This is a genomic window from Kocuria tytonicola, from assembly GCF_003687455.1.
In the GTDB taxonomy this organism is placed as follows: Bacteria; Actinomycetota; Actinomycetes; order Actinomycetales; family Micrococcaceae; genus Kocuria; species Kocuria tytonicola.
The window spans coordinates 1-24,566 of sequence record NZ_PHOA01000030.1 but is presented as its reverse complement, the minus strand read 5'-3'; the positions used below and the strand labels follow the sequence as shown (position 1 = coordinate 24,566).

At 71.2% G+C, this 24,566-nt stretch carries 21 protein-coding genes; 15 read left to right on the top strand and 6 right to left on the bottom strand.

The window, feature by feature from the left end; genetic code table 11:
* Nucleotides 1-118: 118 nt before the first annotated feature.
* The 6 genes from CWC38_RS05325 to CWC38_RS05300 all read left to right on the top strand — a co-directional run bounded on the left by CWC38_RS05325 (nucleotide 119) and on the right by CWC38_RS05300 (nucleotide 6,029).
* The gene (locus CWC38_RS05325; RefSeq protein ID WP_121845776.1) at nucleotides 119-859 is read left to right on the top strand and encodes a CoA transferase subunit A; all 741 of its coding nucleotides are present in this window, start codon (nucleotides 119-121) and stop codon (nucleotides 857-859) included.
* Complete coding sequence (locus CWC38_RS05320) at nucleotides 856-1,533, top strand: CoA transferase subunit B (RefSeq protein ID WP_121845775.1); 678 nt, start codon at nucleotides 856-858, stop codon at nucleotides 1,531-1,533. Before CWC38_RS05325 ends, CWC38_RS05320 begins: the two co-directional genes overlap by 4 nt.
* Nucleotides 1,530-2,720 carry an acetyl-CoA C-acetyltransferase gene (locus CWC38_RS05315; RefSeq protein ID WP_121845774.1) on the top strand — a complete coding sequence of 397 codons (1,191 nt, stop codon included), beginning with the start codon at nucleotides 1,530-1,532 and terminating at the stop codon, nucleotides 2,718-2,720. The genes CWC38_RS05320 and CWC38_RS05315 overlap by 4 nt, the downstream gene beginning before the upstream one ends.
* A gap of 311 nt (nucleotides 2,721-3,031) precedes the next feature.
* On the top strand, nucleotides 3,032-3,580 hold the full coding sequence (locus CWC38_RS05310; RefSeq protein WP_121845773.1) for a DUF2243 domain-containing protein: 549 nt from the start codon (nucleotides 3,032-3,034) through the stop codon (nucleotides 3,578-3,580).
* Nucleotides 3,577-4,530 carry a cytochrome c oxidase assembly protein gene (locus CWC38_RS05305; RefSeq protein WP_121845772.1) on the top strand — a complete coding sequence of 318 codons (954 nt, stop codon included), beginning with the start codon at nucleotides 3,577-3,579 and terminating at the stop codon, nucleotides 4,528-4,530. The genes CWC38_RS05310 and CWC38_RS05305 overlap by 4 nt, the downstream gene beginning before the upstream one ends.
* A gap of 68 nt (nucleotides 4,531-4,598) precedes the next feature.
* Entirely contained in the window at nucleotides 4,599-6,029 is a 1,431-nt protein-coding gene (locus CWC38_RS05300) for a short-chain fatty acid transporter (RefSeq protein WP_424321728.1), read from the top strand.
* 157 nt (nucleotides 6,030-6,186) lie between these two features.
* Here the strand turns inward: CWC38_RS05300 and CWC38_RS05295 are convergent, their stop codons facing one another.
* Nucleotides 6,187-6,684 carry a GNAT family N-acetyltransferase gene (locus CWC38_RS05295; RefSeq protein WP_121845771.1) on the bottom strand — a complete coding sequence of 166 codons (498 nt, stop codon included), beginning with the start codon at nucleotides 6,682-6,684 and terminating at the stop codon, nucleotides 6,187-6,189.
* Between the two features lie 307 nt (nucleotides 6,685-6,991).
* Entirely contained in the window at nucleotides 6,992-7,519 is a 528-nt protein-coding gene (locus CWC38_RS05290; protein ID WP_121845770.1) for a TetR family transcriptional regulator, read from the bottom strand.
* A 156-nt stretch (nucleotides 7,520-7,675) separates the two neighbouring features.
* On the opposite strand from CWC38_RS05290, the gene bioB reads away from it, so the two are divergent.
* From bioB to bioD, 4 genes are all read left to right on the top strand, one after another.
* Nucleotides 7,676-9,142, top strand: a complete 1,467-nt coding sequence (gene bioB / locus CWC38_RS05285) for a biotin synthase BioB (protein ID WP_121845769.1) — start codon at nucleotides 7,676-7,678, stop codon at nucleotides 9,140-9,142.
* Nucleotides 9,135-10,550: an adenosylmethionine--8-amino-7-oxononanoate transaminase gene (gene bioA / locus CWC38_RS05280; RefSeq protein ID WP_121845768.1), complete on the top strand. Its 1,416-nt coding sequence runs from the start codon at nucleotides 9,135-9,137 to the stop codon at nucleotides 10,548-10,550. The genes bioB and bioA overlap by 8 nt, the downstream gene beginning before the upstream one ends.
* Nucleotides 10,551-10,617: 67 nt before the next feature.
* On the top strand, nucleotides 10,618-11,811 hold the full coding sequence (locus CWC38_RS05275) for an 8-amino-7-oxononanoate synthase (RefSeq protein ID WP_240625062.1): 1,194 nt from the start codon (nucleotides 10,618-10,620) through the stop codon (nucleotides 11,809-11,811).
* A gap of 201 nt (nucleotides 11,812-12,012) precedes the next feature.
* A complete protein-coding gene (gene bioD, locus CWC38_RS05270) occupies nucleotides 12,013-12,834 on the top strand; it encodes an ATP-dependent dethiobiotin synthetase BioD (protein ID WP_121845767.1) in 822 nt (273 codons plus the stop codon).
* A gap of 396 nt (nucleotides 12,835-13,230) precedes the next feature.
* Here bioD and CWC38_RS05265 read toward each other — a convergent pair whose 3' ends face one another.
* On the bottom strand, nucleotides 13,231-14,757 hold the full coding sequence (locus tag CWC38_RS05265) for a gluconokinase (RefSeq protein WP_121845766.1): 1,527 nt from the start codon (nucleotides 14,755-14,757) through the stop codon (nucleotides 13,231-13,233).
* A gap of 497 nt (nucleotides 14,758-15,254) precedes the next feature.
* On the opposite strand from CWC38_RS05265, the gene ilvD reads away from it, so the two are divergent.
* Together ilvD and CWC38_RS05255 are read left to right on the top strand one after the other, a co-directional pair.
* Nucleotides 15,255-17,093, top strand: coding sequence for a dihydroxy-acid dehydratase (gene ilvD, locus CWC38_RS05260; RefSeq protein ID WP_121845765.1), 1,839 nt, complete (start codon nucleotides 15,255-15,257; stop codon nucleotides 17,091-17,093).
* A 160-nt stretch (nucleotides 17,094-17,253) separates the two neighbouring features.
* The gene (locus tag CWC38_RS05255; protein WP_121845764.1) at nucleotides 17,254-18,741 is read left to right on the top strand and encodes an alanine/glycine:cation symporter family protein; all 1,488 of its coding nucleotides are present in this window, start codon (nucleotides 17,254-17,256) and stop codon (nucleotides 18,739-18,741) included.
* Between the two features lie 144 nt (nucleotides 18,742-18,885).
* On the opposite strand, the gene CWC38_RS05250 is transcribed toward CWC38_RS05255, so the two are convergent.
* The gene (locus tag CWC38_RS05250; protein ID WP_121845763.1) at nucleotides 18,886-20,136 is read right to left on the bottom strand and encodes a YkvI family membrane protein; all 1,251 of its coding nucleotides are present in this window, start codon (nucleotides 20,134-20,136) and stop codon (nucleotides 18,886-18,888) included.
* 369 nt (nucleotides 20,137-20,505) lie between these two features.
* Here CWC38_RS05250 and CWC38_RS05245 point away from each other — a divergent pair, with 369 nt between their 5' ends.
* Genes CWC38_RS05245 through CWC38_RS05235 form a run of 3 tightly spaced genes read left to right on the top strand, consistent with a single transcriptional unit; the run spans nucleotide 20,506 to nucleotide 23,296 of the window.
* Nucleotides 20,506-20,763 (top strand): FeoA family protein, encoded by a 258-nt coding sequence (locus tag CWC38_RS05245; protein ID WP_165860349.1) that lies wholly within the window; start codon nucleotides 20,506-20,508, stop codon nucleotides 20,761-20,763.
* On the top strand, nucleotides 20,760-22,688 hold the full coding sequence (feoB, locus tag CWC38_RS05240; RefSeq protein ID WP_121845778.1) for a ferrous iron transporter B: 1,929 nt from the start codon (nucleotides 20,760-20,762) through the stop codon (nucleotides 22,686-22,688). The genes CWC38_RS05245 and feoB overlap by 4 nt, the downstream gene beginning before the upstream one ends.
* Complete coding sequence (locus CWC38_RS05235; protein ID WP_206059856.1) at nucleotides 22,685-23,296, top strand: NifU family protein; 612 nt, start codon at nucleotides 22,685-22,687, stop codon at nucleotides 23,294-23,296. Before feoB ends, CWC38_RS05235 begins: the two co-directional genes overlap by 4 nt.
* Nucleotides 23,297-23,443: 147 nt before the next feature.
* Here CWC38_RS05235 and CWC38_RS05230 read toward each other — a convergent pair whose 3' ends face one another.
* Entirely contained in the window at nucleotides 23,444-24,160 is a 717-nt protein-coding gene (locus CWC38_RS05230) for a succinate dehydrogenase/fumarate reductase iron-sulfur subunit (RefSeq protein WP_121845761.1), read from the bottom strand.
* Nucleotides 24,160-24,566 (bottom strand): succinate dehydrogenase/fumarate reductase transmembrane subunit (locus CWC38_RS05225; RefSeq protein WP_500683895.1); only part of this gene is annotated, 407 nt, incomplete at its 5' end. The genes CWC38_RS05230 and CWC38_RS05225, both read right to left, overlap by 1 nt.

The window sequence follows — 24,566 nt, the reverse complement described above, 5'->3', positions numbered from 1 at the left end:
CCCACCGTCTCCTCCACCCCTGGCCGGGCGGGCGGAGTCCACGCCATCTTTGACCAGGAGAGGAACCGCTCTACCCTGAGAGGCAGATCACACGGTGGAGACAACGGGAAGGGCGGCCATGTCCAAAGTCAGAGAGGACGTCACGGGGCTCCTTGCCGAGACCCTGCGGGACGGCATGACCATAGCGGTGGGAGGCTTCGGGCTGTCCGGCGTCCCCCGGGACCTCATCGAGGCCGTGCGGGAGAGCGGCGTGAAGGACCTCACCGTGGTCTCCAACAACATGGGCGTGGACGGCAAGGGGCTGGGGCTGCTGCTCGAGAACCGGCAGGTGGCCAAGGCCGTGTCCTCCTACGTGGGGGAGAACAGGGAGTTCGCGCGCCAGTACCTGGAGGGCGAGCTGGAGGTGGAGTTCACCCCGCAGGGCACCCTGGCCGAGCGGCTGCGGGCGGGCGGTGCCGGGATCCCGGCGTTCTACACCGCCACCGGCGTGGGCACCCCCGTGGCGGAGGGCAAGCCCACCGCCGAGTTCGACGGCCGCACGTACCTCCAGGAGCGCGGGATCGTCGCGGACGTGGCGCTCGTGCACGCCTGGCGCGGGGACACGGACGGCAACCTGGTCTACCGCCGCACCTCCCGCAACTTCAACCCGGTGTGCGCGGCGTCCGGCCGGGTCACGTTCGCGGAGGTCGAGGAGATCGTGGCCCCCGGCGAGCTGGACCCGGACCACATCGTGACCCCCGGCGTGTACGTTCAGCACGTGGTGCGGTACTCGGGGGCGCCCAAGGAGATCGAGCAGCGCACCACCCGCCCGCGACCGGCGACCCAGGGTGCGCGCGAGAGTGAAGGAGCGGCGTCGTGAGCTGGACGCGGGACGAGATGGCGGCCATTGCGGCGTCGGAACTGGCGGACGGCGACTACGTGAACCTGGGGATCGGGATCCCCACGCTCGTGGCCAACAACCTGCCACCGGGCGTGAGCGTGGTGCTGCAGTCCGAGAACGGTGTGCTGGGCATGGGCCCGTTCCCGTACGAGGGGGACGAGGACCCGGACCTGATCAACGCCGGGAAGCAGACCATCACGCTGCGGCCGGGGGCCGCGATCTTCGACTCCGCCACGTCCTTCGGGATGATCCGCGGCGGGCACGTGAAGATGGCGATCCTGGGGGCCATGCAGGTCTCCGAGACGGGGGACCTGGCCAACTGGATGATCCCGGGCAAGATGGTCAAGGGCATGGGCGGCGCCATGGACCTCGTGGCCGGCACCCCGCGCGTGCTCGTGCTCACCGAGCACGTGGCCAAGGACGGCTCCCCGAAGCTCCGGCACGAGTGCGACCTGCCCCTCACCGGGGTGGGGGTGGTGGACCGGATCATCACGGACCTGTGCGTGTTCGACGTCGAGGACGCCGGGCTCGTGCTGCGCACCCTGGCCCCGGGCGTGACCGAAGCAGAAGTGGCCGAGAAGACCGAAGCGAACTACCGGGTGGAACTGGTGGACGTGACCCCCGATTCCGTACCCGTTCAGGAGGAACAGTGACCGAGAACGCCAATGACATCGTGATCGTCAACGGGGCCCGCACCCCGCAGGGCAAGCTGCTGGGGGCACTGGCCTCGCAGAGCGCCGTGGACCTGGGCGCGCACGCCATCAAGCACGCGCTGCAGCGTGCCGGGGTGGCTCCCGAGGATGTGGACTACGTCTACATGGGCAACGTGGTGCAGGCCGGCAACGGCCAGAACCCCGCCAAGCAGGCCGCCGTGGCCGCGGGGCTGCCCTTGAACGTCCCCGCCATGAGCTTGAACAAGGTGTGCCTGTCCGGGCTGGTGGCCGTGACCGAGGGAGCCCGCATGATCCGCGCGGGCGAGGCGGACGTCGTCGTCGCCGGTGGCATGGAGTCCATGACCAACGCGCCGCACCTGGCCCTGGGAGCGCGCAAGGGCAAGGCGTACGGGGACATGACGCTCGCGGACTCGCTGGCCCACGACGGACTGGTGGACGTGGAGCTGCAGATCCCCATGGGAGAGCTCACCGAGACGGGCAACGCCGAGCGCTCCATCACGCGCCAGGAGCAGGACGAGGTGGCCGCCCGCAGCCACCAGCTCGCGGGCAGGGCGCAGCAGGACGGGGTCTTCGCGGACGAGATCGCGCCGATCGAGATCCCGCAGCGCAAGGGTGACCCGGTGACCGTCTCCGAGGACCAGGGCGTGCGCCCGGAGTCCACCGCGGAGGGGCTCGGCAAGCTGCGGGCCGCCTTCACGAAGGACGGCACCATCACCGCGGGCAACTCCAGCCCCATCTCCGACGGCGCCGCGGCCCTCGTGCTGACCACGCGCGGCTACGCGGAGGAGCACGGCCTGGACTGGCTTGCCGTGGTGGGCAAGCCGGGGCAGGTGGCCGGTCCCGACACCTCCCTGCACTCCCAGCCGTCGCGTGCGATCGAGCACGCCCTGTCCCGTTCCGAGTGGACCGCGGCGGATCTGGACTTCATCGAGATCAACGAGGCGTTCGCCGCAGTCTCCGTGCAGTCCGTGCGGGACCTCGGCGTGGACATGGACAAGGTCAACATCCACGGTGGTGCCATTGCCCTGGGCCACCCCATCGGGGCCTCCGGTGCACGGCTGGCGCTGCACGCGGCCATGGAGCTCGCCCGGCGGGGATCCGGCAAGGCCGCCGTCTCGCTGTGCGGCGGCGGTGGTCAGGGCGAGGCGCTGCTGCTGAGCCGCTGACGCGGATCCCGCTGCGGCGACCGCACGGTCGGTGCAGCGGCGCTGTGCACCCCAGGGGGTGACCCGTCCGAGCGGCGGGTCACCCCCTGCGTCGTGTCCCGGCGCGGCGCGGCGCGCCCCGGGCCCCGCCGCGTGGCTCCCCGGCACGGCCCGAGGTCATCTCCGCTGAGAACGGGGCGGCCCCGTGCGCCCTGCTCGACAGCTCAGTACGCTGATGACGTCACGCGGCCCACGGGGCGGCACCGCTCGGCTTCGTACGGGCCGGGCGCCGAACCCCGAGGGCCGGGTAGGGACAGCTTCCAGGAGGGGACATGGCACACCCAGAACCCACGCCCGCAACGCACTCCACGCCGCCCGCAGGACCCCCGGCGGGCGAGCACGCGGCAGCGCACGCGTCGTCCGGCGCCGACGCCGCCCGCACCCGCAGGCGCGCGGGGCTGTCGGGATTCCTGTTCGGCTGCGGGATCGCGGCGGCCATGATCGACCTGTTCATCTTCCACCTGGGCCTGCAGTGGCACCACTTCTACGACCTCTCCACGCACGAGGTGGCGCTCGTGACGGACGGGTTCTTCCACGCGTTCGGCTGGTTCATCACCGTGTGGGGGCTCTTCCTGCTCGCGGACGTGCGCCGCCGGGGCGGCGTCCACTGGCCGCACTGGGCGGGTGCGGTGGTTCTGGGCGTGGGGGCGTTCCAGCTCTTCGACGGCATCGTGGACCACAAGCTGCTCGGGATCCACCAGATCCGCTACGGCGTGGACCTCCTGCCCTACGACCTCGTGTGGAACGGCACGGCGGTGCTGCTGATCCTCCTGGGGTACGTGCTGATGCGGCGGGGCGGCAGGGCCCACCCGCGCGCATGACGCCCGCCTCGGCCGTGTGGCTCGCGGGCCTTTCGGTGCCCCCGGCGCCCCCGCTGCAGGCACTCGCGGCGGACCCGGGACACGAGCACCCCGCCGGACCCGGGGACCACGGAGGTGCCCACGGGTCCGGCCACGCCGGGTCCGGGTTGCCGGTGCCCTGGCCCCTGGCCGAGTGGTCGGCCTTCGAGTGGCTCGTCCTCCTGCTCCTGGCCGCCGCCGCCGTCGGATACGGCTGGTCCCTCTGGGCGGGCAGCGGACGACGCCGCGTGAGCCCCTGGCGACCGGTCAGCTTCTCCGCGGGCCTGCTGTGCACCGGGGTGGGACTCGTGGGGCCCGTGGCCCAGGCCGGCCACGCGAGCTTCACCGCCCACATGGTGGGGCACCTGCTGGTGGGGATGCTCGGCCCGCTGCTGCTGGTGCTGGGAGCGCCGGTGCGCGTGCTGCTGCGCGGGCTGCCCACCGCGGCGGCGCGGCGGGTCACCCGGGTGCTGCGGTTCCCGCTCCTCCGGTTCGTCACGACCCCCGTGGTGGCCGCCGTGCTCAACGTGGGCGGGCTGTGGCTGCTCTACACCACGGGGCTGTTCCCCTGGATGCATGCCTCCGCGCTGGGGCACGCGGTGGTCCACGCGCACATCTTCCTGGCCGGGTACGTGTTCACGGCCGCCATTGCCGGTCCGGACCCGGACCCCCACAGGTCCTCGTTCCGGGTGCGCGCCGCGGTGCTCGTGGTCTTCATGGCCGCGCACTCGGTGCTGGCCAAGTGGCTGTACGCGCACCCTCCGGTGGGGGTTCCCGCCGACGACGTGCGGGTCGGAGCCCAGCTCATGTACTACGGCGGGGACGTGGTGGACGTGGCCCTGATCGTCCTGCTGTTCCTGGGGCACCACCACGCCACGGCGCCGCGCACGTCCGGGAGGGTCAAGACGGCATCCAGCGCGCCTCGCATGTAACGCACGTCACGTTCGCTAGTGTCTGGGGCAGCACCATTCGATCCCGACCCGTCCCCCGAGGTGACCCCATGAGCTCTCCCGAGCGCGCCCCTCGCCCCGCGGCGTCGTCCGCCCGCACCGTGACCGTGGAACCCGCACCGGCCTCCGAACCTGCACTGGCCCGCGCCATGCGACCCGTGAACTACGTGGTGGAGCGCTTCATCCCCTCGGCCCTGATCTTCGCGATCGTGCTGACCGGGGTGGTGGGCGTGATGGCGCTGCTCCTCACGGACGCCGGCCCGGTGACCGTGGTCGAGGGCTGGGGCAAGGGGCTCTCCGGGCTCCTGGAGTTCATGACGCAGATGGCGCTCGTGCTGCTGCTGGGCCACGCGCTGGCCAGCACCCGGCCCGTGCGGGCGCTGCTCGGACGGCTCGCTGCCGTTCCCCGCACCGCGCTGGCCGCATACGTGTTCGTCTTCGTGGTGTCCGCGGTGGCCTGCCTCATCACGTGGGGCTTCGGCCTGGTGGTGGGCGGGCTCCTCGCGCGCGAGGTCGCGGCGGAGTTCTCCCGCCGACGCGCGCCCGTGAGCTTCCCCATGCTGGTGGCCGCGGGCTTCTCCGGCATGGTCGTGTGGCACATGGGCTACTCCGGCTCCGGCCCCCTCACGGCCGCGACCCCCGGGTCGTTCATCGAGAAGCAGGTGGGGCACGTGATCCCCATCTCCGAGACCACGTTCTCCTGGTGGAACATGACGGCCGCGGTGGCCACCGTGGTGCTGGTGGCGCTCGCCCTGTGGCTCGTGGCCCCGCGCTCGGTGCCCGCCTCCCACACCATCACCGCCGAGGCGCTCGCCCAGTCCGAGCAGCAGATCCCCGAGCCCGCCATCGAGGCCCCGGCCGACCGCCTGGACGCCTCGCGGATTCCCACCCTCTTCGTGGGCCTGGCGCTCGTGGCGTACCTGGTCATCCACTTCACCGGTGGCGGCACCGTGACCCTGAACATCGTGAACTGGATGTTCCTGGCGCTGATCTTCCTGCTGTCCCGCAACACGTTCGAGGTCATGGCTCTCGTGAAGAACGCCGCCGCGAACGTGGGGGACATCCTGCTGCAGTTCCCGCTCTACGCCGGGATCATGGGCATCATGACGGCCACGGGGCTCATCCAGGTGCTCTCGGACTCCATCGTCGCGGTGGCCACCCCGCAGACCCTCGGGCTCCTCGCGTTCCTGTCCGCCGGGCTCGTCAACTTCTTCGTCCCGTCCGGCGGCGGCCAGGTGGCCATCCAGGCGCCCATCCTCCTCGACGCCGCGGCCCGTCTGGGCGTGGACCCCTCCGTGATCATCATGTCCGTGGCGTACGGCGACCAGTGGACCAACATGATCCAGCCGTTCTGGGCCCTGCCCCTGCTGGCGATCGCCGGGCTCAAGATCCGGGACATCCTGGGATACACCACCGTGGTGCTGCTCGTTTCCGGTGTGGTCTTCGGCGCCACCATGCTCGTGGTGGGCGCTGGGGCCTGACGACACCGCCGGGCCGTGTTGCCCGGCGCCGTCACCTTGGCGTGAATGACGCCGGGCGGCGGTTCCTGCGGCTCTGAGGCGGCGTCTCCACGGCGCCCGGTGGCCGGGACGCGGCCAGGGGCGAGTGGTGTTGTTCTGCCCCTGGCGGGGTCCTGCCTCAGCGCACCAGGCGGATCTCTCGCAGGTTCTCCAGTGCGGGGTCCACCAGGACGGTTCCGTCCGCGCGGAAGCCGTTGCGCTCGTAGAAGCGGATGGCGCGCGGGTTGGCCTCCGCCACCCACAGCTGGGCAGGCTGGTCACCGAGCGCAGCGTCGAGCAGCGCCTGCCCCACGCCCGTGCCGTGGTGCTCACGGAGCACGTAGAGCATGCGGAGGGCCCGTTCACGGGCGGGGTCCGGCTCAGTGGGGCGCCCGGTGCCCGCGAATCCGATGACCGCGTTGTTCGCCTCGGCCACATGGATCCCCCTGCGTGCGGCTGGGTCCGCGAGCAGCTGGGTCCACAGCTTCTGCCGGGCCTGCCGGGCCGCGTCACCGAAGAATCGCTCGGGGACCAGCCCCGCGTAGGTCTCCCGCCAGGTCTGCACGTGCACCGCCGCGATCTCCAGGGTGTCTTGGGGCGTAGGTGTCCGCAGGGTGAAAGGTGTATCGGTGGTCATGCGGTCATTCTGGCCGTCGTCCGCCCCGTGGGACACCCCCGTCTGCAACCCGTGCCCGGTGCGGAACGGAGCTGCAGGCCCCCCGACCCCCCCGTGCAATAACGGAGCAGATGCGGTTTTGAGGCCGCCGTGCTGCATTTGCTCCACTTCACAGTGCCCGCACGCCAGCCCCTGTGGCTGACGTCTGCTGCGAGAGGGTGTCGCAGGCCTGCTCGTCCCGTTGCACTGACGGAGCAAAGGCCGTTTGGCGCCCCGCCGGTCCGCTCTTGCTCCACCCCACAGCATGTGCGCGGGGGTGACGACGCCGCTACGCCAGGATCGCGCGCACGCCCGCCTCGAACTCGTCCTCCATGGTGGCGGTGGGCAGCTCCATGGACTCACGGGTCTGCTGGGCGGTGACGGAGCCCAGGGTGAAGCGGGTCAGCGTGAGGGCCACCGTCTCGGCGTTCTCCGGACTCCTGCCCTGGCTGGTCAGGGCCGTCACGAGCAGGGGCACGGGCTGCATCCCCAGCGGGTCCAGGGCGTGGGCCACGCTCACCACGTCGGCACCGTCCCGCACGGCGAGCACCAGGGAACGGAACCGGGCGACGAGGAGGAGGGCTGCGGCGTCGTCGCCCGCGGCTCCGGCGGGGCGAATCGAGGAGGTCTCAAGCGGGCCGACCATCCGCTGGGCCAGCACCGCCAGCAGCTCCTGCTTGTTGGCCACGTGCCAGTAGAGCGCTCCGGGCTGCACCCCCAGCTCCCGGGCCAGGCGTCGCATGGAGAGGTCACCCAGGCCGTAGGTCTGCAGGATGTGCCACGCGGCATCCACCACCTGAGCGCGGTCCAGTGCCACGGCGTTCCTCCCTGCTCGTGTGCCCGGAGCGGGTCACGCGGAAACTCTACCGAGCGGATTCCCACCGGCCCGGCGGAGCGGCGTCGGCGGAGTCGCGCGCGGCACGCGGAGCGCACCGAGAATTGACTTTCCTGAACACCGTTCAATAATTGAACAATGTTCAAGAACCCCGCCGAGCTGGCTGAGCGCGTTCTCGCCGGCCACCCCGTGACCCCGGACGAAGCCCTCGAGCTGCTGCACACCGACGACCCCGGCATGCTGGATCTCGTGGCCGCCGCGGGTCGGCTGCGCCGCGAGCACTTCGGCATGACCGTGAAGGTGAACTACCTGGTCAACCTGAAGTCCGGGCTGTGCGCCGAGGACTGCGGCTACTGCTCGCAGCGTCTGAACGCCGGAACGGACATCCTCAAGTACTCGTGGCTGAGCCCCGAGCAGGCCGTGGAGCAGGCCGAGTACGGCATCAAGGGTGGCGCGAGCCGCGTGTGTCTGGTGGCCAGCGGACGCGGCCCCTCCAACCGTGAGGTGGGCAACGTGACCCGTACGGTCGAGGCGCTCAAGGAGCAGCACCCGGACGTGGAGGTCTGCGCGTGCCTGGGTCTGCTCAAGGATGGCCAGGCGGAGACGCTCAGCGGCGCGGGCGTGGACGCCTACAACCACAACCTCAACACCGCCGAGTCCAACTACGAGTCCATCTGCTCCACCCACACCTACCAGGACCGCGTGGACACCGTGGAGCGCGCCAAGGACGCGGGGCTCTCCCCGTGCTCCGGGCTGATCGTGGGCATGAAGGAGACGGACGAGCAGCTCATCGAGGCGGTGTTCGCCCTGCGGGACCTGGGCTCGGACTCCGTGCCCGTCAACTTCCTCATGCCGTTCGAGGGCACGCCCCTGGCCGGCACGTGGCAGCTCAGCCCCCAGAAGTGCCTGAAGATCCTCGCCGTGGTGCGCTTCGTGTGCCCGGACAAGGAGATCCGCATGGCCGGTGGCCGCGAGATGCACCTGCGCTCGTTGCAGCCCCTCGCCCTGCACGTGGTCAACTCCCTCTTCCTGGGTGACTACCTCACCTCCGAGGGCCAGGCCGCGCAGGCGGACCTGGACATGATCGCCGACGCCGGGTTCACCGTCCTGGGCGCCCGCCCGGATGCTGAGCGGGCCTCCGACGCCGTGCCCGCAAGCGCCGCCCACGGGGCCGGTGCGGAGCAGGGCAGGGCGGAGCGGACGACGACGCCGTGCGGTTCCGCGTGCGGCTCGGCCCCCGGTTCGGGGGGCGCCACTGTGTCCGGCGGGGTGGGTTCCTCCGCTGACGGGTCCACCACGGCTGCCGACAGCGGCGCCGCGCCCCGTGGGGAGAACGCCTCCGCTGAAGCGTCCGTGAAGGGAGCCGCTCCCACCGCTGACGGCCTGACCAGCCGCGGTTCCCGTGATGCGGACGGCACGGTTCCCGAACGCGGCGCGGCGGCGTCGTCGGTGCCGACCGCCGCAAAGGTCTCCCCGGCGCTCGCCGCCCTGCTGAGCTCCGGCGACGGTCCCGAGCGCGACGAGGACGAGACCCGGGTGAGGCTCGAGCTGAGCCCGACCGTGCGGCGTCGTGGTGCCGGGACGTCGGTGGCACCGAATGCCTGAGCCCGGCACGGCGGACAACATGCCTGCGGGGGAAAGTCTTGCCGAGCGGGACCGCGGTCTGCTGTGGCACCCCTACGAGGCGCTCGACGGCCCCGCGCCGTACACCGTGGAGGCCGCGCAGGGCGTGGCGCTCACGCTCGTGACCCCGGAGGGGGAGCGGGTGCAGGCCCTGGACGGGATGGCGTCCTGGTGGTGCGCGGTCCACGGCTACCGCAACCCCGAGCTGGATCGCGCGGCCGTGGACCAGATCACCGAGTTCTCGCACGTGATGTTCGGAGGTCTGACGCACCGTCCCGCGGTGGAGCTCGGGGAGCTGCTGGTGGAGGTCACGCCTCCCGAGCTGCAGCACGTGTTCTTCGCGGACTCCGGGTCCGTGAGCGTGGAGGTCGCGCTGAAGCTGGCGGTGCAGTACCAGGCAGCCCGGGGGCGCCCCGAGAGGCGCCGCATCCTCACGGTGCGCGGCGGCTACCACGGGGACACCACCGGGGCCATGAGCGTGTGCGACCCGGAGGGCGGGATGCACGCCGAGTTCTCGGGGCTCGTGGCCGAGCAGCTGTTCGTGGCGCCCCCGCCCGCGGCGGCCACCCCGGACGGGCGGACCTGGGAGTCCGACGACGCGGCGGTGCAGCGGTGGATCGCGGACGTGCGCGCCACGGCCCGGGGGCACAGCGACGAGCTCGCGGGAATCATCGTGGAACCCGTGCTGCAGGGCGCGGGCGGGATGCGCACCTACAACCCCCGGTGCCTGCGGGTGCTGCGGGAACTGGCGGACGAGCTGGACCTCGTGCTCATCGTGGACGAGATCGCCACGGGGTTCGGACGCACCGGACGGTGGTTCGCGAGCGAGTGGGCGGACGTGGTCCCGGATGTGATGTGCGTGGGCAAGGCGCTGACCGGGGGCTACATGTCGCTCGCGGCGGTGCTCGTGTCCGAGGCGGTGGGCGCGGTCATCACGGACTCCGAGCAGCGGGCCCTCATGCACGGCCCCACGTTCATGGCCAACCCCCTCGCGTGCGCGGTGGCCCTGCAGTCCGTGCGCATGCTCCGGGACACCTGGTGCGAGGACGTCGCCCGGGCGGAGCGCACCCTGCGGGAGATCCTGCCCGTGGCCGCGGACCTGCGCGCGGTCAAGGACGTGCGGGTGCTCGGAGCGGTGGGGGTCATCGAGTTCCACCATGCCCCCGATCCCGCGCTGCTCACGCGCACCGCACTGGAACAGGGAGTGTGGTTCCGGCCCTTCGGCAGGCTGCTCTACACGATGCCGCCCTACGTGTGCACCGAGGAGGAGCTCCGCACCATCGCCTACGCCCTGCTGCGTGCGGCGCAGGAAGTGGAACTCACGAGCACAGGCCGGGGTGCCGGGCTCCACGGGGCGGATGCACCGTCGGGGAACGGGATGGGCGCATGAAGGCCCACCGCCTGGACGCGTTCACGACGCCGCCCGCACGTCCAGTCCCGGGAGCGGAGGGTCGCGCATGATCTCCCCGATGGACGACGCGGCCGTTCCGCAGCTCCGGGCCACTTCTTCCGCGGATGCCGAAGGTCCGCTCGACGACTGGCTCCGGGAGCGACGTGAGCGGCGCGAGGAGGCGGGCCTGCGGCGTCGACCGCGGACACTTCCCGGGCGCTGCGTGGACCTCGCCTCGAACGACTACCTGGGGCTCTCCCGGGACCCGCGGGTCGTGGCGGCGGCGCGCGAGGCCCTGGACGTGCACGGCGCGGGGGCTCGGGCATCCCGCCTGGTCACGGGGACCCTGGGGATCCACGAGGTGCTGGAGCGGGAGCTGTGCGAGCTCACCGGGCAGCCCGCGGCGCTCGCGTTCTCGAGCGGGTACGCGGCCAACACCGGCGTGCTCACGGCGCTCGGGGACGCGGACACGCTGATCGTCTCGGACGCCCACGCGCACGCATCCCTCGTGGACGGCGCACGTCTTTCCCGCTCGCCGGTTCGGATCGCGCGGCACTCGGACGTCGCACACGTGGCGCAGCTGCTGGCCGAGCGGACGGAGCCGCGCGCGCTCGTGGTGGTGGAGTCCGTGTACTCGGTGTGGGGCGACCATGCCCCGCTGCTGGAGCTGGCCGAGACATGCCAGAAATGGAATGCCCTGCTGCTCGTGGACGAGGCGCACGGCATCGGCGTGGCGGGCCACGGGCGCGGGCTCGTCCACGAGGTGGGACTCGCCGGATCACCGCACGTGGCGCTCACCCTGACGCTGTCCAAGGCGCTCGGCGCGCAGGGCGGGGCGGTGCTCGGGGCCGAGGCGCTGCGGGAGCACCTGGTAAACACGGCGCGCCCGTTCATCTTCGACACCGCCCTGGCCCCCACGAGTGCTGCTGCCGCGGCCCGGGCGGCGCGGATCGTGCGGGAGCAGCCGGAGCTGTCCAAGAGGCTGCACGAGCGGGCACGGTTCGTGGCCGCCACCCTGGGCATTCCGCTGGCCCGCGCGGCGGTGCAGTCGGTCCCGGTGAGCACTCCTGAACTGGCGGTGCGCGCCGCGGACGAGCTGCGCGCACGGGGCGTGGCCGTGGGCTGCTTCCGCCCGCCCTCGGTGCCGGACGGGATCAGCAGGCTCCGGATCACCGCGCCGGGAAACATGGAATTACAAGAACTGGCGGGGGCACTGGAGACCGTCCGCGAGGTCCTCGGAAACGTGTCGCGGGCAGGATGACGGTTCCTCGGGCTGTCCCCGGTGCACCGCTGGGTCCCGGCGGTCGGGCGGCCCGGTGCCCTGCGGCCCATCCGTTGAGCGGCCGGGCGGCCGCCGCCGGGGAAGCGCGGGGAGTGTCCCGCGCGCAGCCGCGTCCTGTCGAAGTGCCCCCAGCGGGGGGCGCCGTCTGAATACCCCACCCACGAGTACACAGGAGATCCCATGAACAACCCGCTGAGCGGAAGCGCCAACTCGCTGGGCCGCACCGTCCTGGTCACCGGCACGGACACGGACGTGGGCAAGACCTACGCCACCGCCGCACTCGCCGTGGCCGGGTGGTGCGCGGGCCGGCGGCGGATCGCCGTCTACAAGCCCCAGCAGACCGGCATGCACGGCGACGATCCTGGCGACGTCCACGACGTCGCACGGCTGGCTCGCGCGGCAGGCATGCCTCCCGAGGCACTCACCACTGTGGAGGGGCAGCGGCTGACCGAACCCATGGCGCCACCCCCCGCGGCGGCCATCGACGGGGTGGAGCTGCTGGCGATCTCTGCCCACGTGGCGAAAATCCTGGAACTACAGGAATCCCACGACCTCGTGCTGGTCGAGGGTAGCGGCGGTGTGCTCGTGGAACTGGACGGGGACCGGCACACCATCGCGGACCTGACGGTGGCGCTGCAGGGGGTGGCTCCTCGGGGGACGGCGGATCAGTGGCCGATGAACCAGGGAACGGCCCCCGTGCGTCAGGCTGATGCGGCCGACGGGCGGGTGGGCACCCCTGACACCACTGGCCCGGCGCCGGTGAGCACGGTGCTGGTGGCCCGCCCGGACCTGGGCACGCTGAACCACACGCTGCTGAGCCTGGAAGCCCTGCTGCACCGCGGGGTCGCCGTGGCCGGTGTGGTGCTCGGCAGCTGGCCCGGTGAGCCGGACCGGGTGCAGGTGTCCAACCGGGAGTACCTGGCGGACCTGCCCGCCATCCAGGGGAATCACATCCCGCTGCTGGGCGCGGTGCCGACGGGCTGGGGCTCGCAGGCCGGCTGACCCCGGGGAGGCGTGGAGCGGCGTCGTCGTCCCCGCTCTCCCCGCCAAGCCCCCGTTGCACCAACGGAGCTGATGCAGAAAACCGGTCGCGAATCCGCATTTGCTCCACCAGAAAGCGTCGAAGACCGGCGGTGATGGGGTCGGGCGTCCTCTCCGTGCTTGACACGGCAGTCTTAAGTGCAGCTGTTGCCAGGAATCTCGCCCCGGATGGCAGAAGCTGCACTTGATCCTGGGGTGGACGGCAGGGCCCGGTCCGCGCCCGTCAGCATGCAGAGTGCCGGTGCACTAACTCAGTAAATGCAGGATCGCGGCCCCGGATCTGCTTTTACTCCGCTAGACAGCGCGAACTGACGGTGGCCGCGGCTCCCTGCCGATCCGAAGTGCCACTCCCCGCGGTCAGCGACTCGCCACCAGCGCGTCGTAGAGCCGCTCGAAGCGTTCGTGGACCGCCCGGTAGCGCTCCTGCGCCGCCTCGCGCGGGGAGTATGTGCCCGCTGGTTCCGGGGCGGAGCGCTCCACATCGGGGGCCAGGGACTCCAGCATGAGCAGGGCGTTCCCACGGCACGTGGAGCGCTTCATGGTCTGGTGGATCACCGGGGTGTCCAGGTAGTCGCCGAGGATCTGCAGCCACGACGGCAGCTCCTGTGTGACCCGTCCTGCCGCGATGACCCGCTCCACATGCGGTGCCGCCTGCTCCAGCTCGTCGGACACACGGCGGTAGGACCCGGCGATCCCCTCGAGCATTCCGCGGGCCATGGCCGGCGCGTCGGTGGCCGCGGAGACGTCCGCGAAGACCGCACGGGCGCTGCCCGCCCAGCCCGTGGAGCGCTCGCCGGTGAGGAAGGGCAGCACCCCCGGGGTGTCGGGGGAGACGGGGGCCGCCGCGATGTCGTTGAGCACCGCGTCGTCCAGCGCCAGGGTGTCCTGCAGCCAGGAGACGGCCCGGCCCACGTCGTTGAGCGCACCGCCCAGCAGGCACCGGGAGGAGTCGATGCGGTAGCACCACAGCCCCGGCGGGATGTCCTGCGGCCGGTGGTGCAGCAGCACGCGCATGGCCCCGGAGGTGGCGGCGGACGCCACGATGGTGCGCTCGTCCGTACCGCCCACGCCGATGTTCGCGCACAGCCCGTCCGCGACCGGCGCGAACCACTGCGCCCCGGACAGTCCCCGCCAGCGGGCGGTGCGCTCCGGGTCCACGTCCGGCAACGGCTCGTGGGGTTCGAGGATCGGGGACAGCTTCTCCTCGGGAATCCCCGCCGCGCGCAGCATCCGCTGGTCCCACTTCCCGGACCGCCGGTTGAGCAGCCCCGTCCACGCGGCGGTCGCGGTCCCGGCAGCGGTGGTGCCGAGCAGCCGCAACCACACGTACTCGCCGATGCTCAGCCAGCGCGTGGCGGACGCGAACACCTCCGGCCGGGTCTCCGCGAGCCACCGGAAGCGCGGCGCCAGGTAGCTCGTGTGCAGCCGCGCGCCCATCTTCTGCTGCACCTCGAGCTCGTCCAGCTCCTCCCGCAGCCGCGCCAGCTGCGGTGCGCACCGGGAGTCCGCGTACGTGAAGCACTCGGTCACCGCGCTGCCCTCGGCGTCCACGCCCACCAGGGAGGACGCGAAGGAGTCCAGGCCGACGCCGCGCACCCGCCCCGCGAGCTCCGGCCGGTCGCACACGCGGTCCAGCAGCTCCGCGATCTCGCCGGTGACCTGGTCCGGGTCCATCACCGAGGTGCCGTCCCCGGCGGTGGTGAACGCGTGCGGGATCTTGTCCCGGTAGTGGCGCACGGGCGTCCCCGTGGCGTCGTACAGCGAGCCGCGGGTGGCGGTGGAGCCGATGTCCAGCGTCATCACCAGCGGGTCCCTCGCCTCCCCCAGGTCCACGGCGAAGTCCGCACCGTCCTCCGGCCGCGGCGGCTTCCTGTGCTTGCCCATCTCGTCCTGCTCCCCGCGCGTACGCCTCGGTGCTGTGGTTCCCGTCCAGTGTAGGAACGGCCCCGGCAGGCGCGGCCCACGGCTCCGGGAACGACGCCGCTCGCGGACCTCACGCGCTCGGCACGGCGGACGACGCCGCTCCCCGGCTCTCCGCGCACCGCACAGTTGTCGGCGTGGCCCCTCGGTTCTTTGCGCACTGCGCGGTGGGCGTGTGGCGGGCTGCTTCGGCCCCGGTGTTCGCGGTGCAGTGAGGGAAGGGGTGTGGTCTTTCGGGGTCGGTGCGCCGTGGGGAAGGGTGCTGCCCCGGGGAGCCGGCGGGGCGGCGTCGTCGTGCGGGGAGTCGGGGCGCGCAGGAAAGCAGGTCCGGGATGTGAGATGTGTGACCGGAATGTGAAACCGGGTCGGGGGCCGCGCGTAGTCTGGGACGCAATCTGTGTGCCGGGAGGCGGCGGCCCGTGAGGCGCCCGCCCCGGCCAGTTCCTCGGGAAGGAGTCGCAGTGCCGCAGCTGCGTTCAGCAACGTCCACCACCGGCCGCAACATGGCGGGGGCGCGCGCTCTCTGGCGTGCCACCGGCATGGGGAGCGAGGACTTCGGCAAGCCGATCGTGGCGATCGCGAACTCTTTCACGCAGTTCGTCCCGGGCCACGTGCACCTCAAGAACATGGGTGACCTGGTGGCGTCCGCCGTCCAGGAGGCCGGGGGCGTGGCCAAGGAGTTCAACACCATTGCGGTGGATGACGGCATCGCCATGGGCCACGACGGCATGCTGTACTCGCTGCCCTCGCGGGACATCATCGCGGACTCCGTGGAGTACATGGTCAACGCGCACTGCGCGGACGCCCTGGTGTGCATCTCCAACTGCGACAAGATCACCCCGGGCATGCTCATGGCGGCACTGCGGCTGAACATCCCCGTGGTGTTCGTCTCCGGCGGCCCCATGGAGTCCGGCGAGGGCGTGGAGGGCGTGGTGGAGCACCGCGTGGACCTGGTGGACGCCATGTCCCTGGCCGTGGACGAGTCCGTCACGGACGCGCAGCTGGCCCAGATCGAGGAGAACGCGTGCCCCACGTGCGGCTCGTGCTCCGGGATGTTCACCGCCAACTCCATGAACTGCCTCACCGAGGCGCTGGGGCTCTCCCTGCCCGGCAACGGCACCACGCTGGCCACCCACGTCAACCGCAAGCGGCTGTTCCTGGAGGCCGGACGCCGTGCGGTGGAGTCCGCCACGAAGTACTACGAGCAGGACGATGAGTCCGTGCTGCCCCGCAGCATCGCCACCAAGGCCGCGTTCGAGAACGCCATGGCCCTGGACGTGGCCATGGGCGGGTCCACCAACACCGTGCTGCACATCCTGGCCGCCGCGCAGGAGGCGGAGGTGGATTTCACCCTCTCGGACATCGACGCCCTCTCCCGCCGCGTCCCGTGCCTCGCGAAGGTGGCCCCGAACTCCACCAAGTTCCACATCGAGCACGTGCACCGGGCCGGCGGCATCCCCGCGATCCTGGGCGAGCTGCGCCGCGGCGGGCTGCTCAACGAGGACGTCCACACCGTGCACTCCCAGACCATGGGCGAGTGGCTGGACGAGTGGGACATCCGCTCCGGCCATGCCTCGGAGGAGGCCAAGGAGTTCTTCCTGGCTGCGCCCGGCGGGGTGCGCACCACCCAGGCGTTCTCGCAGGCCAACGAGTACGAGGACCACGACGTGGACGCCACCGAGGGCTGCATCCGCTCCGTGGAGCACGCCTACACCGCGGAGGGCGGGCTGTGCGTGCTGTTCGGCAACATCGCGGAGGACGGCGCCGTCATCAAGACCGCGGGCATCGACCCGGAGCTGTTCCACTTCACGGGCCGCGCGTTCGTGGTGGAGTCCCAGGACGAGGCCGTGCACGAGATCCTCTCCAAGAACGTGAAGGAGGGGGACATCGTCGTCATCGCGTACGAGGGCCCCAAGGGCGGGCCCGGGATGCAGGAGATGCTGTACCCCACCAGCTACCTCAAGGGCCTGGGCCTGGGCAAGAAGTGCGCGCTCATCACGGACGGCCGGTTCTCCGGCGGCACCTCCGGGCTGTCCATCGGACACATCTCCCCGGAGGCCGCTGCGGGCGGGGCTGTGGGGCTCATCCAGCACGGGGACGAGATCGAGATCGACGTGGAGAACCGCGTGCTGCGGGTCAACGTGGACGATGCCGAGCTCGCGCGGCGTCGGCAGGAGAAGGGGGACGCCCCCTGGAAGCCCACCAGGCCGCGGGAGCGCAGGGTCTCCAAGGCGCTGCGGGCGTACGCCTCCATGGTGACCAGCGCGGACAAGGGCGCGGTGCGGGTGGTCGAGGACTGAGCCCGCGCGCAGCCGCCGGGGTATGACCTCGGCCCGGGCGGGAATCCGATACTGTGTCCTGAATCGGTGCGACAGCACACACTTTTCCTCGTTCCCGCCCGGGCCGCGTGCACGCCGCACGCAGGGATCCGGGCGCTCCCCGTAGATCCCGGAGTCATTCATGGAAGCACTGACAGAACTCGTCGGAACGGTGGGTGAATACGTCTGGTACGTGGTCTTCGCCGTCCTCATCGGCGTGGGCCTGTACCTGACCATCCGCACGAAGGCCATCCAGCTGCGCGGCATCCCGGAGATGTTCCGCGTCCTCACGGACCCCGCCGGTGAGGAGGGTGGCCGCAAGGGCATCTCCTCGTTCCGGGCGTTCACGGTCTCCGCGGCCGCCCGTGTGGGCACCGGCAACATCGCCGGTGTGGCCATCGCCATCACCCTGGGCGGGCCCGGCGCCGTCTTCTGGATGTGGGTCATTGCCGCAATCGGCGCGGCCAGCGCGTTCGCGGAGTCCCTGCTGGGCCAGCTCTACAAGGTCAAGACCGCGGACGGCTACGTGGGCGGCCCGGCGTACTACATGGAGCGCGGGCTCAACAAGCGCTGGATGGGCGTGCTCTTCGCCGTCATCATCACCGTGACCTACGGCTTCGTGTTCAACTCCGTGCAGTCCAACTCGATCGTGGACGCCGTGAGCGGTTCCTTCAACGTGGACGTGAGCGACGGCCAGAACACCTGGCTGCGCGTGGTGCTGGGCCTCGCGGTCGTGGCGCTGACCGCGGCCGTGATCTTCGGCGGCATCCGCTCCATCTCCTCGGTCACCCAGGTCCTGGTCCCCGTCATGGCGGTGCTGTACCTGGTCCTGGGCCTGCTCGTGGTGGTCCTGAACATCACCGAGGTCCCCGCCGTGCTCGCCATGATCATCGAGGGCGCGTTCGGCATCCGCGAGTTCGTGACCGGCGGTCTGATCGGCGTGATCATCCAGGGCATGAAGCGCGGCCTGTTCTCCAACGAGGCCGGCATGGGCTCCGCCCCGAACGCCGGCGCCACCGCGTCCATCTCCCACCCCGCCAAGCAGGGTTTCGTGCAGTCCCTGGGCGTCTTCTTCGACACCATGCTCGTGTGCTCGGTGACCGCGTTCATCGTGCTGCTGTCCAACCCCGCGTTCGGGGACAAGCGTCAGGGCGCGTCCCTCACGCAGACCGCCCTGGGCATGCAGCTGGGGGACTGGGCCGTCCACTTCCTGACCATTGCGATCTTCATGTTCGCGTGGTCCTCGGTGATCGGGAACTACTACTACGGCGAGTCCAACGTCCGCTTCATGACCCCGTCCAAGCTGGCCATGAACGTGTACCGCTTCGCCGTGCTGGTGAGCGTGTTCATGGGATCCGTCCTGGCCCTGGACCTCGTGTGGTCGCTCGCGGACCTGTTCATGGCGTTCATGGCCACGCTGAACCTGATCGCCCTGGTCATGCTCGCGGGCGTGGCGGTGAAGGTGCTGCAGAACTACATGGAGCAGCGCAAGGCCGGTGTGGAGCCCGTGTTCAAGGCGGGGGACGTCCCCGGCATCCGCGGCCTCTCCGCGTGGGACGGCACGGACACCGTGACCCTGCCCATCTTTTGGGAGCAGCGCGACCGCGACAAGGCCGCCCCGCGCGGCTGACCCGCCCGGGCGGCGTCGTCCTCCGCGCCCCGGACGACGACGCCGCCCGCTCGCCCCACGCGAAAGCCCCCGGCGGGGGCCGGGGGCTTTCGCGCATTCAGCGGTGTGGCGTGGCTCGGCCGTCTGGGGGGCCGTGCCGAGCGCTCACGATTTCTGCTTGCCCTCCCCGAGGTCACGCTTGACCTGGGTCTCGATGGCGCCGGTGAGGGCCTCGTTGTCCACGGGGGAGTCGTCGGTGGCGCCGCGAAGCTGGGTCTCGTTGTACTCGGAGAACTCCTTGCTGTCGTCACCGCGCTTGGTGAGCAGCGCGCGGATGCGGGTGCGCCGCCCGGCCTCCTCGCGGATCTTGGAGCGGTTGCGGAACCACCACACGAACATGACGACCACCAGCACCATGCCCACGTAGCCGATCACCGGGTACACCACGCTCATGAGGGTGCCGAAGCCCACCAGGCTGACCACGTAGCCCACCGCGCAGATCCCCAGGAACACCGGGACGTAGCGCTTGCGGTGGTTGACCGTCACGCGACGGCCCAGGGCGTAGAACATGCTGATGGTGGTGTTGTAGATCATCACGAACGTCACGAACACCATGGCGATCGAGGCCACGGGGTGCATGGTCTCGAAGAGCTTGAGCATGGGGACGTCTGCATCCCCCACGGCATCGAAGTTCACGAGCAGCGCGAACGCGTTCATGCACAGCAGGACCGTGTAGACCACGCCGCCCAGCAGCCCGCCGCGCCCGGCGTCCCGGGGGTCCAGGGTGTTGCCACCGATCATCAGGGACATGGAGACGCCCAGCATGAGCGCCATGCAGGTGTAGTTGATGGCGGAGAACCACCACGGGCTCACGGGCGAGTCCGCCTGGACGGCCAGGTCGCTCATGGCGCCCAGGTCCACGGGCAGCTGCATCAGGGTGTAGACGAACGCCACGATGACCGCCAGAAAGATCACGGGGGTGACGGCGGAGATGATGTTGGTGACCTTGTTGACGTCCAGCAGCCCGGTGAGCATCACCAGGACCACCATGATCAGGGCCCCGATCCACGCCGGCAGACCGAACTGCTGCTCCAGGGTGGACCCGGCGCCGGCGAGCATCACGATGCCCATGGCCAGCAGCGTCAGGGAGACGGTGATGTCCAGGAACCGGGAGACCACCGGCGCCGAGACCGAGCGGAACACTCCCAGGTGCTCGTCCGCCAGGAAGTAGCTGCCGATGTTGATGATGACCGCGCCGGCGGTGATCATCAGGATCCCGGCGACGAGCGCACCCGCCAGGCCCCACACCCCGAAGGACACGAAGTACTGGATGACTTCCTGGCCCGTGGCGAAACCTGCACCCACCATGAGGCCGATGAAGGCCAGGGCGACCTGAAGGGTTTTCTTGACTGACACGGAAGTGACTCCTCGGAAGTGGTGGGATGGCGCGCTGACGTGCCCCGCGCCGGGCGAACCTCTCGGCCAAGCATAGAGAACACGGGTGCCCCGGGCTGAGCCGGGACCCGGTGGCATACTCGGCACGGACATCGGCAACGAGCGGAGGAGCAGCCGTGGTGCTGCGGCTGGAGTGAGCCGACGAGGGCATGCCCGCTCCCGATCCCACCCCGGAGGGCTGTAGGTTAGCCTTGCCTTACGTAGTTCTACAACGCAGAATTGACGTAAGAGATGTCGGGTGGGCCCTGCGGCGCCCCTCCGGTCGGCAGGACGAGCTGAGGGGTCGGGGCCATGAAGCGCAGCAAGCAGGGGGCAGCCACTCCGTCGCCCGTGACCCTGTGTGATGTGAAGCCGGGGGAGATCGCGTGCATCGCCCTGGTGGAGGACGCGCTGGACCCGGTGGTGCGGCGTCGTCTGGGGGCGCTCGGCTTCCGTGAGGGTGAGCAGGTCACGTGCCTGCGGCGCGCGCCCATGGGCAGCCCCATCCTCTTCCGCGTGTGCGGCGCGGAGGTGTGCCTGCGCAAGGAGCAGGCGCGGTCCGTGCGGATCGGTGAGTGGTCCCCGGCGCCGGTGGCGTCGGTGTCGTGAGCTGCCACGGACCGGGGGAGGGCGACGTCGCGACCCTCGGGAGGACCACCGAGGTTGCGCTGCTCGGATCCCCGAACACCGGCAAGTCCTCGCTGTTCAACCGGCTGACGGGACTCTCCGCCGCCACCGGGAACTACCCCGGGGTCACGGTGACGCGCTCCCGCGGAACCGCGCGCACCTCGTCCGGCTCGGTGACGGTCACGGACCTGCCGGGCACCTACTCCCTGGAGCCCGCGAGCCCGGACGAGGACGTGGTTCTGGACCACCTCACCGGGCGGCAGGAGAGCGAGACCGCCCCGGACGCACTGCTCGTGGTCATGGACTCCACCACCCTCTACCGCTCCCTCGCACTGTGCGCCGAGGCGCTCGCCCTGGGCCGCCCCACTGCTGTGGTGCTGACCATGGTGGACGAGCTGCGGGCCCGCGGCGGGGACCTGGACGTCACCGGTCTCTCCCGGGCGCTCGGCGTGCCGGTGGTGGAAACCGTGGCCCACCGGGGCCGCGGTCTCGAGGACGTCCGGGAGCTCCTGGGTGAGGTCGCCTCGTGGCCCGTGGCGCTGATCGCGCCCCCGCACGACGACGCCGCGCAGCTCAGCGGGTGGATCCGTTCCGTCCTGGACAGCGCCCGCTACCGCTCCCCGCGGTCCTCCGTGGCCACCAGCAGGATCGACGCGGTGCTGCTGCACCCGGTGTGGGGCGCCCTGGTGTTCCTGGCGGTGATGTTCTGCTTCTTCCAGGTGATCTTCACCGTGGCCGCGCCCATCCAGGACGCCATCCAGGCGGTGTTCGACCACTGGGGGGAGGTGGCGGCGAACACCCTGGGATCGGGCTTCCTGGCGGACTTCGTGGGCACGGCGCTGATCGGCGGTGTGGGCGGTGTGCTCGTGTTCCTGCCGCAGATCCTGCTGCTGTACCTGATGATATCCGTCCTGGAGTCCGTGGGGTACATGTCCCGCGCAGCATTCCTCATGGACCGCATCATGGCACGCAGCGGCCTGGACGGCCGGGCCTTCGTGGCCATGCTGTCCTCCACGGCGTGCGCCGTGCCGGGGATCATGGCTACGCGGACCATGCCGTCCTCCCGGGACCGGATCGCCACGATCATGTCCGCCCCGCTCATGACCTGTTCGGCCCGGCTGCCGGTGTACCTGCTGCTCATCTCCCTGCTGGTGCCCGCGGAGGCACGGCTGGGCCCCTTCTCGATGCAGGGTGCCGCCCTGTTCGGCATGTACCTGCTGGGTGGGCTCGCGTCCCTCGTGGTGGCCCGGGTCTTCAAGGCCACGCTGCTGCGCCACGGTGCGCTGCCGTTCTACCTGGAGATGCCGCCCTACCGGCTGCCAACACCGCGCGGCATCCTGCGTGCGGTGTGGACTCCCGTGTGGATGTTCCTGCGGAAGGTGGGGACCATCATCCTGGTGGTCACCGCCGTGCTGTGGGTGCTCATCAACTTCCCGGCGCGGGAGGCGGAGACGGCGCACATGGACGAGGCCCAGGCGCAGTCCTACGTCATGGAGAACTCGTTCGCGGGTGCCGCGGGCAAGGCCGTGGAACCCGTGTTCGAGCCGCTCGGCTTCGACTGGCGCGTGGACATCGGGCTGATCGCCTCCTTCGCCGCCCGTGAGGTGTTCGTCTCGACCATGGGTCAGGTGGCCGCGGCGGAGGACCCGGAGGACCCCGGGGCGGCCCTGCAGCAGCTGACCTACACCCACGGTCCGCACCAGGGGGAGCCCGTGTTCACCCCTCCCACGATCGTGGCGCTCATGATCTTCTTCGCGTTCGCCATGCAGTGCGTGTCCACCCTGGCCACCATGCGCCGGGAGACCAACTCGTGGAAGTGGCCGGCCATCGCGGTGGCATACATGTTCGTCCTGGCATACGGGGCCGCGTGGATCGGCCACGAGATCACGGCCGCGGTGACCCGATGACCACCCCGGTGGTTTCCCTGCACCCGGAGGTCCAGGCCGATCCGGACGTCGTCCGCTGGGTCCTCACGGGACGCACGGACTCCTTCACCGAGGTCGCCCGCAGCCCTGGCGCGGCGCTGGCGGCGCTCGTGCGGGACGGGGTGCTCGTGGGGCTCGCGGGCGGCGTCGGCTGGATCGAGACCACCTTGGCGCCCGGGGGCTCGTGGCGCGACGCCGCGGCAACCGTTCGCCGCGCCGTCACGGACCACGTGGCGGGCACCGCTCCGCGCGAGCTCACCGAGGACGACCTGCGGGACCTGGCCGAGACCGTTTTGGAGCGGGACGTGGCACCCTTGGCGGGTGCCCACGGCGGGCGCATCCGGATCGTGCGGGTGGCGGGTCACACCGTGTCCGTGGCGCTGGACGGCGCGTGCCACGGCTGTCCGGCGGCCAGGAGCACGCTGCAGGACCGGTTCCAGACCACGCTGCGGCGGCACGACCCGCGGGCCATGGTGGTGGAGACGGCCGGGTCCGCGGCCACCGCAGCCACGGCAGACGGCGTTGGTGCCGGGGCCGTCTCGTGGCTGCCCTTTCCGCGTCTGCGCGGACGCGCTGGCTCGCGCCGGTAGGGGAAAGAGCGCCCGCGAGCGGCAGGCTCCGGGAAGGCCTGCTCACGTGAGCGCGGGGCGGAACCTCCCTGTGGCCGCGTGAGACCGCGTCTGCGCGACGCCTGCTGCGCAAGCCGCCTACTCCGCGGGGCGCCTGATCCGAGCCGCCTACTCTGCGGGCCCCTCCGGTGCGGGGTAGCGCTCCGGGAACCGGCGGTGCAGGTTCTCGCGGGTCACGGCGGTGAGGTTCTCCAGGGGCAGCCCGGCGGGGCACACCTCGGTGCAGTCGCCCAGCAGGGAGCACGGCCCGAACTCCTGGTCCGCGGCGTCCAGGACCTTGGCGGCGCGCTCGTCGCGCTCCTCGGGGCTCTTGGCCAGCGGGGGGAGGTGCTTGAGCATGGTCCCCACGAACAGCTGCCCGGAGCCGTTGGGGCACGCGGCGATGCACGCGCCGCAGCTGATGCACCCGGCGGTGTTCAGCGCCTTCATGGCCACCGGGAACTTGGCCTCCTTGGAGACCCGCCGGAGGGACTTCTTCTCCACGGCCAGATCCTTCTTCACGGGCAGCGCCCCCGCGCGCAGGGGCTCGATGAAGACCTCGTCACCGTCCCGGTACGCGTTCAGGGACTGCATGCAGGACGCCCGGTTGCGGTCCGGGCCGTGCGGCACACCGTCCACGGTCACGCCGCACTTGCCGCAGATCCCCTCGCGGCAGCCGTCGTCGAAGCTCACGGGCTCGTCCCCCTGGCGCTCCAGGGTTTCGTTGACGGCGTCCAGCAGCTCCAGGACGCTCATGTCCTCGCGCGCCTCCACAGGGTGGACGGTGTGGAAACCTCCCGGCTCCTCGGCGTCCGCCTGACGCCACACGTGAACGGTCAGCAGCATCAGCGCACCACCTTGATCTGTACGGCCACGGGAATACTCAGGTTGCCCAGGGTCACGACGGCACCCACGGCCTTCGCGGCCACGTCCACCCGGCGCACGCGCTCCGCGGTCCCCGTGAGTCCGGTGTCCAGCGCGGCCGTGCGCAGGCCGTGGACCATGTGCCCGGCGAGCGCGGCCATGGACGCGGCGTAGAACGCGGCGGTCACCGGCCGGGACAGGCTGCCCACCAGGTTGCCGTACGCGTCCCCGTGCTCGAAGGAGCGCGACGCCGCCGGGCGGGTTCCCGTGGTCAGATCCAGCACGTGGTAGGTCACGAAGAGCCCCAGCACCGCGCCCGTGGAGCGCATGGAGCGGGCGATGATGCGGGGGACCGAGCGGCGTCGTCCCCGGGGGCGGCGGCGGGGGT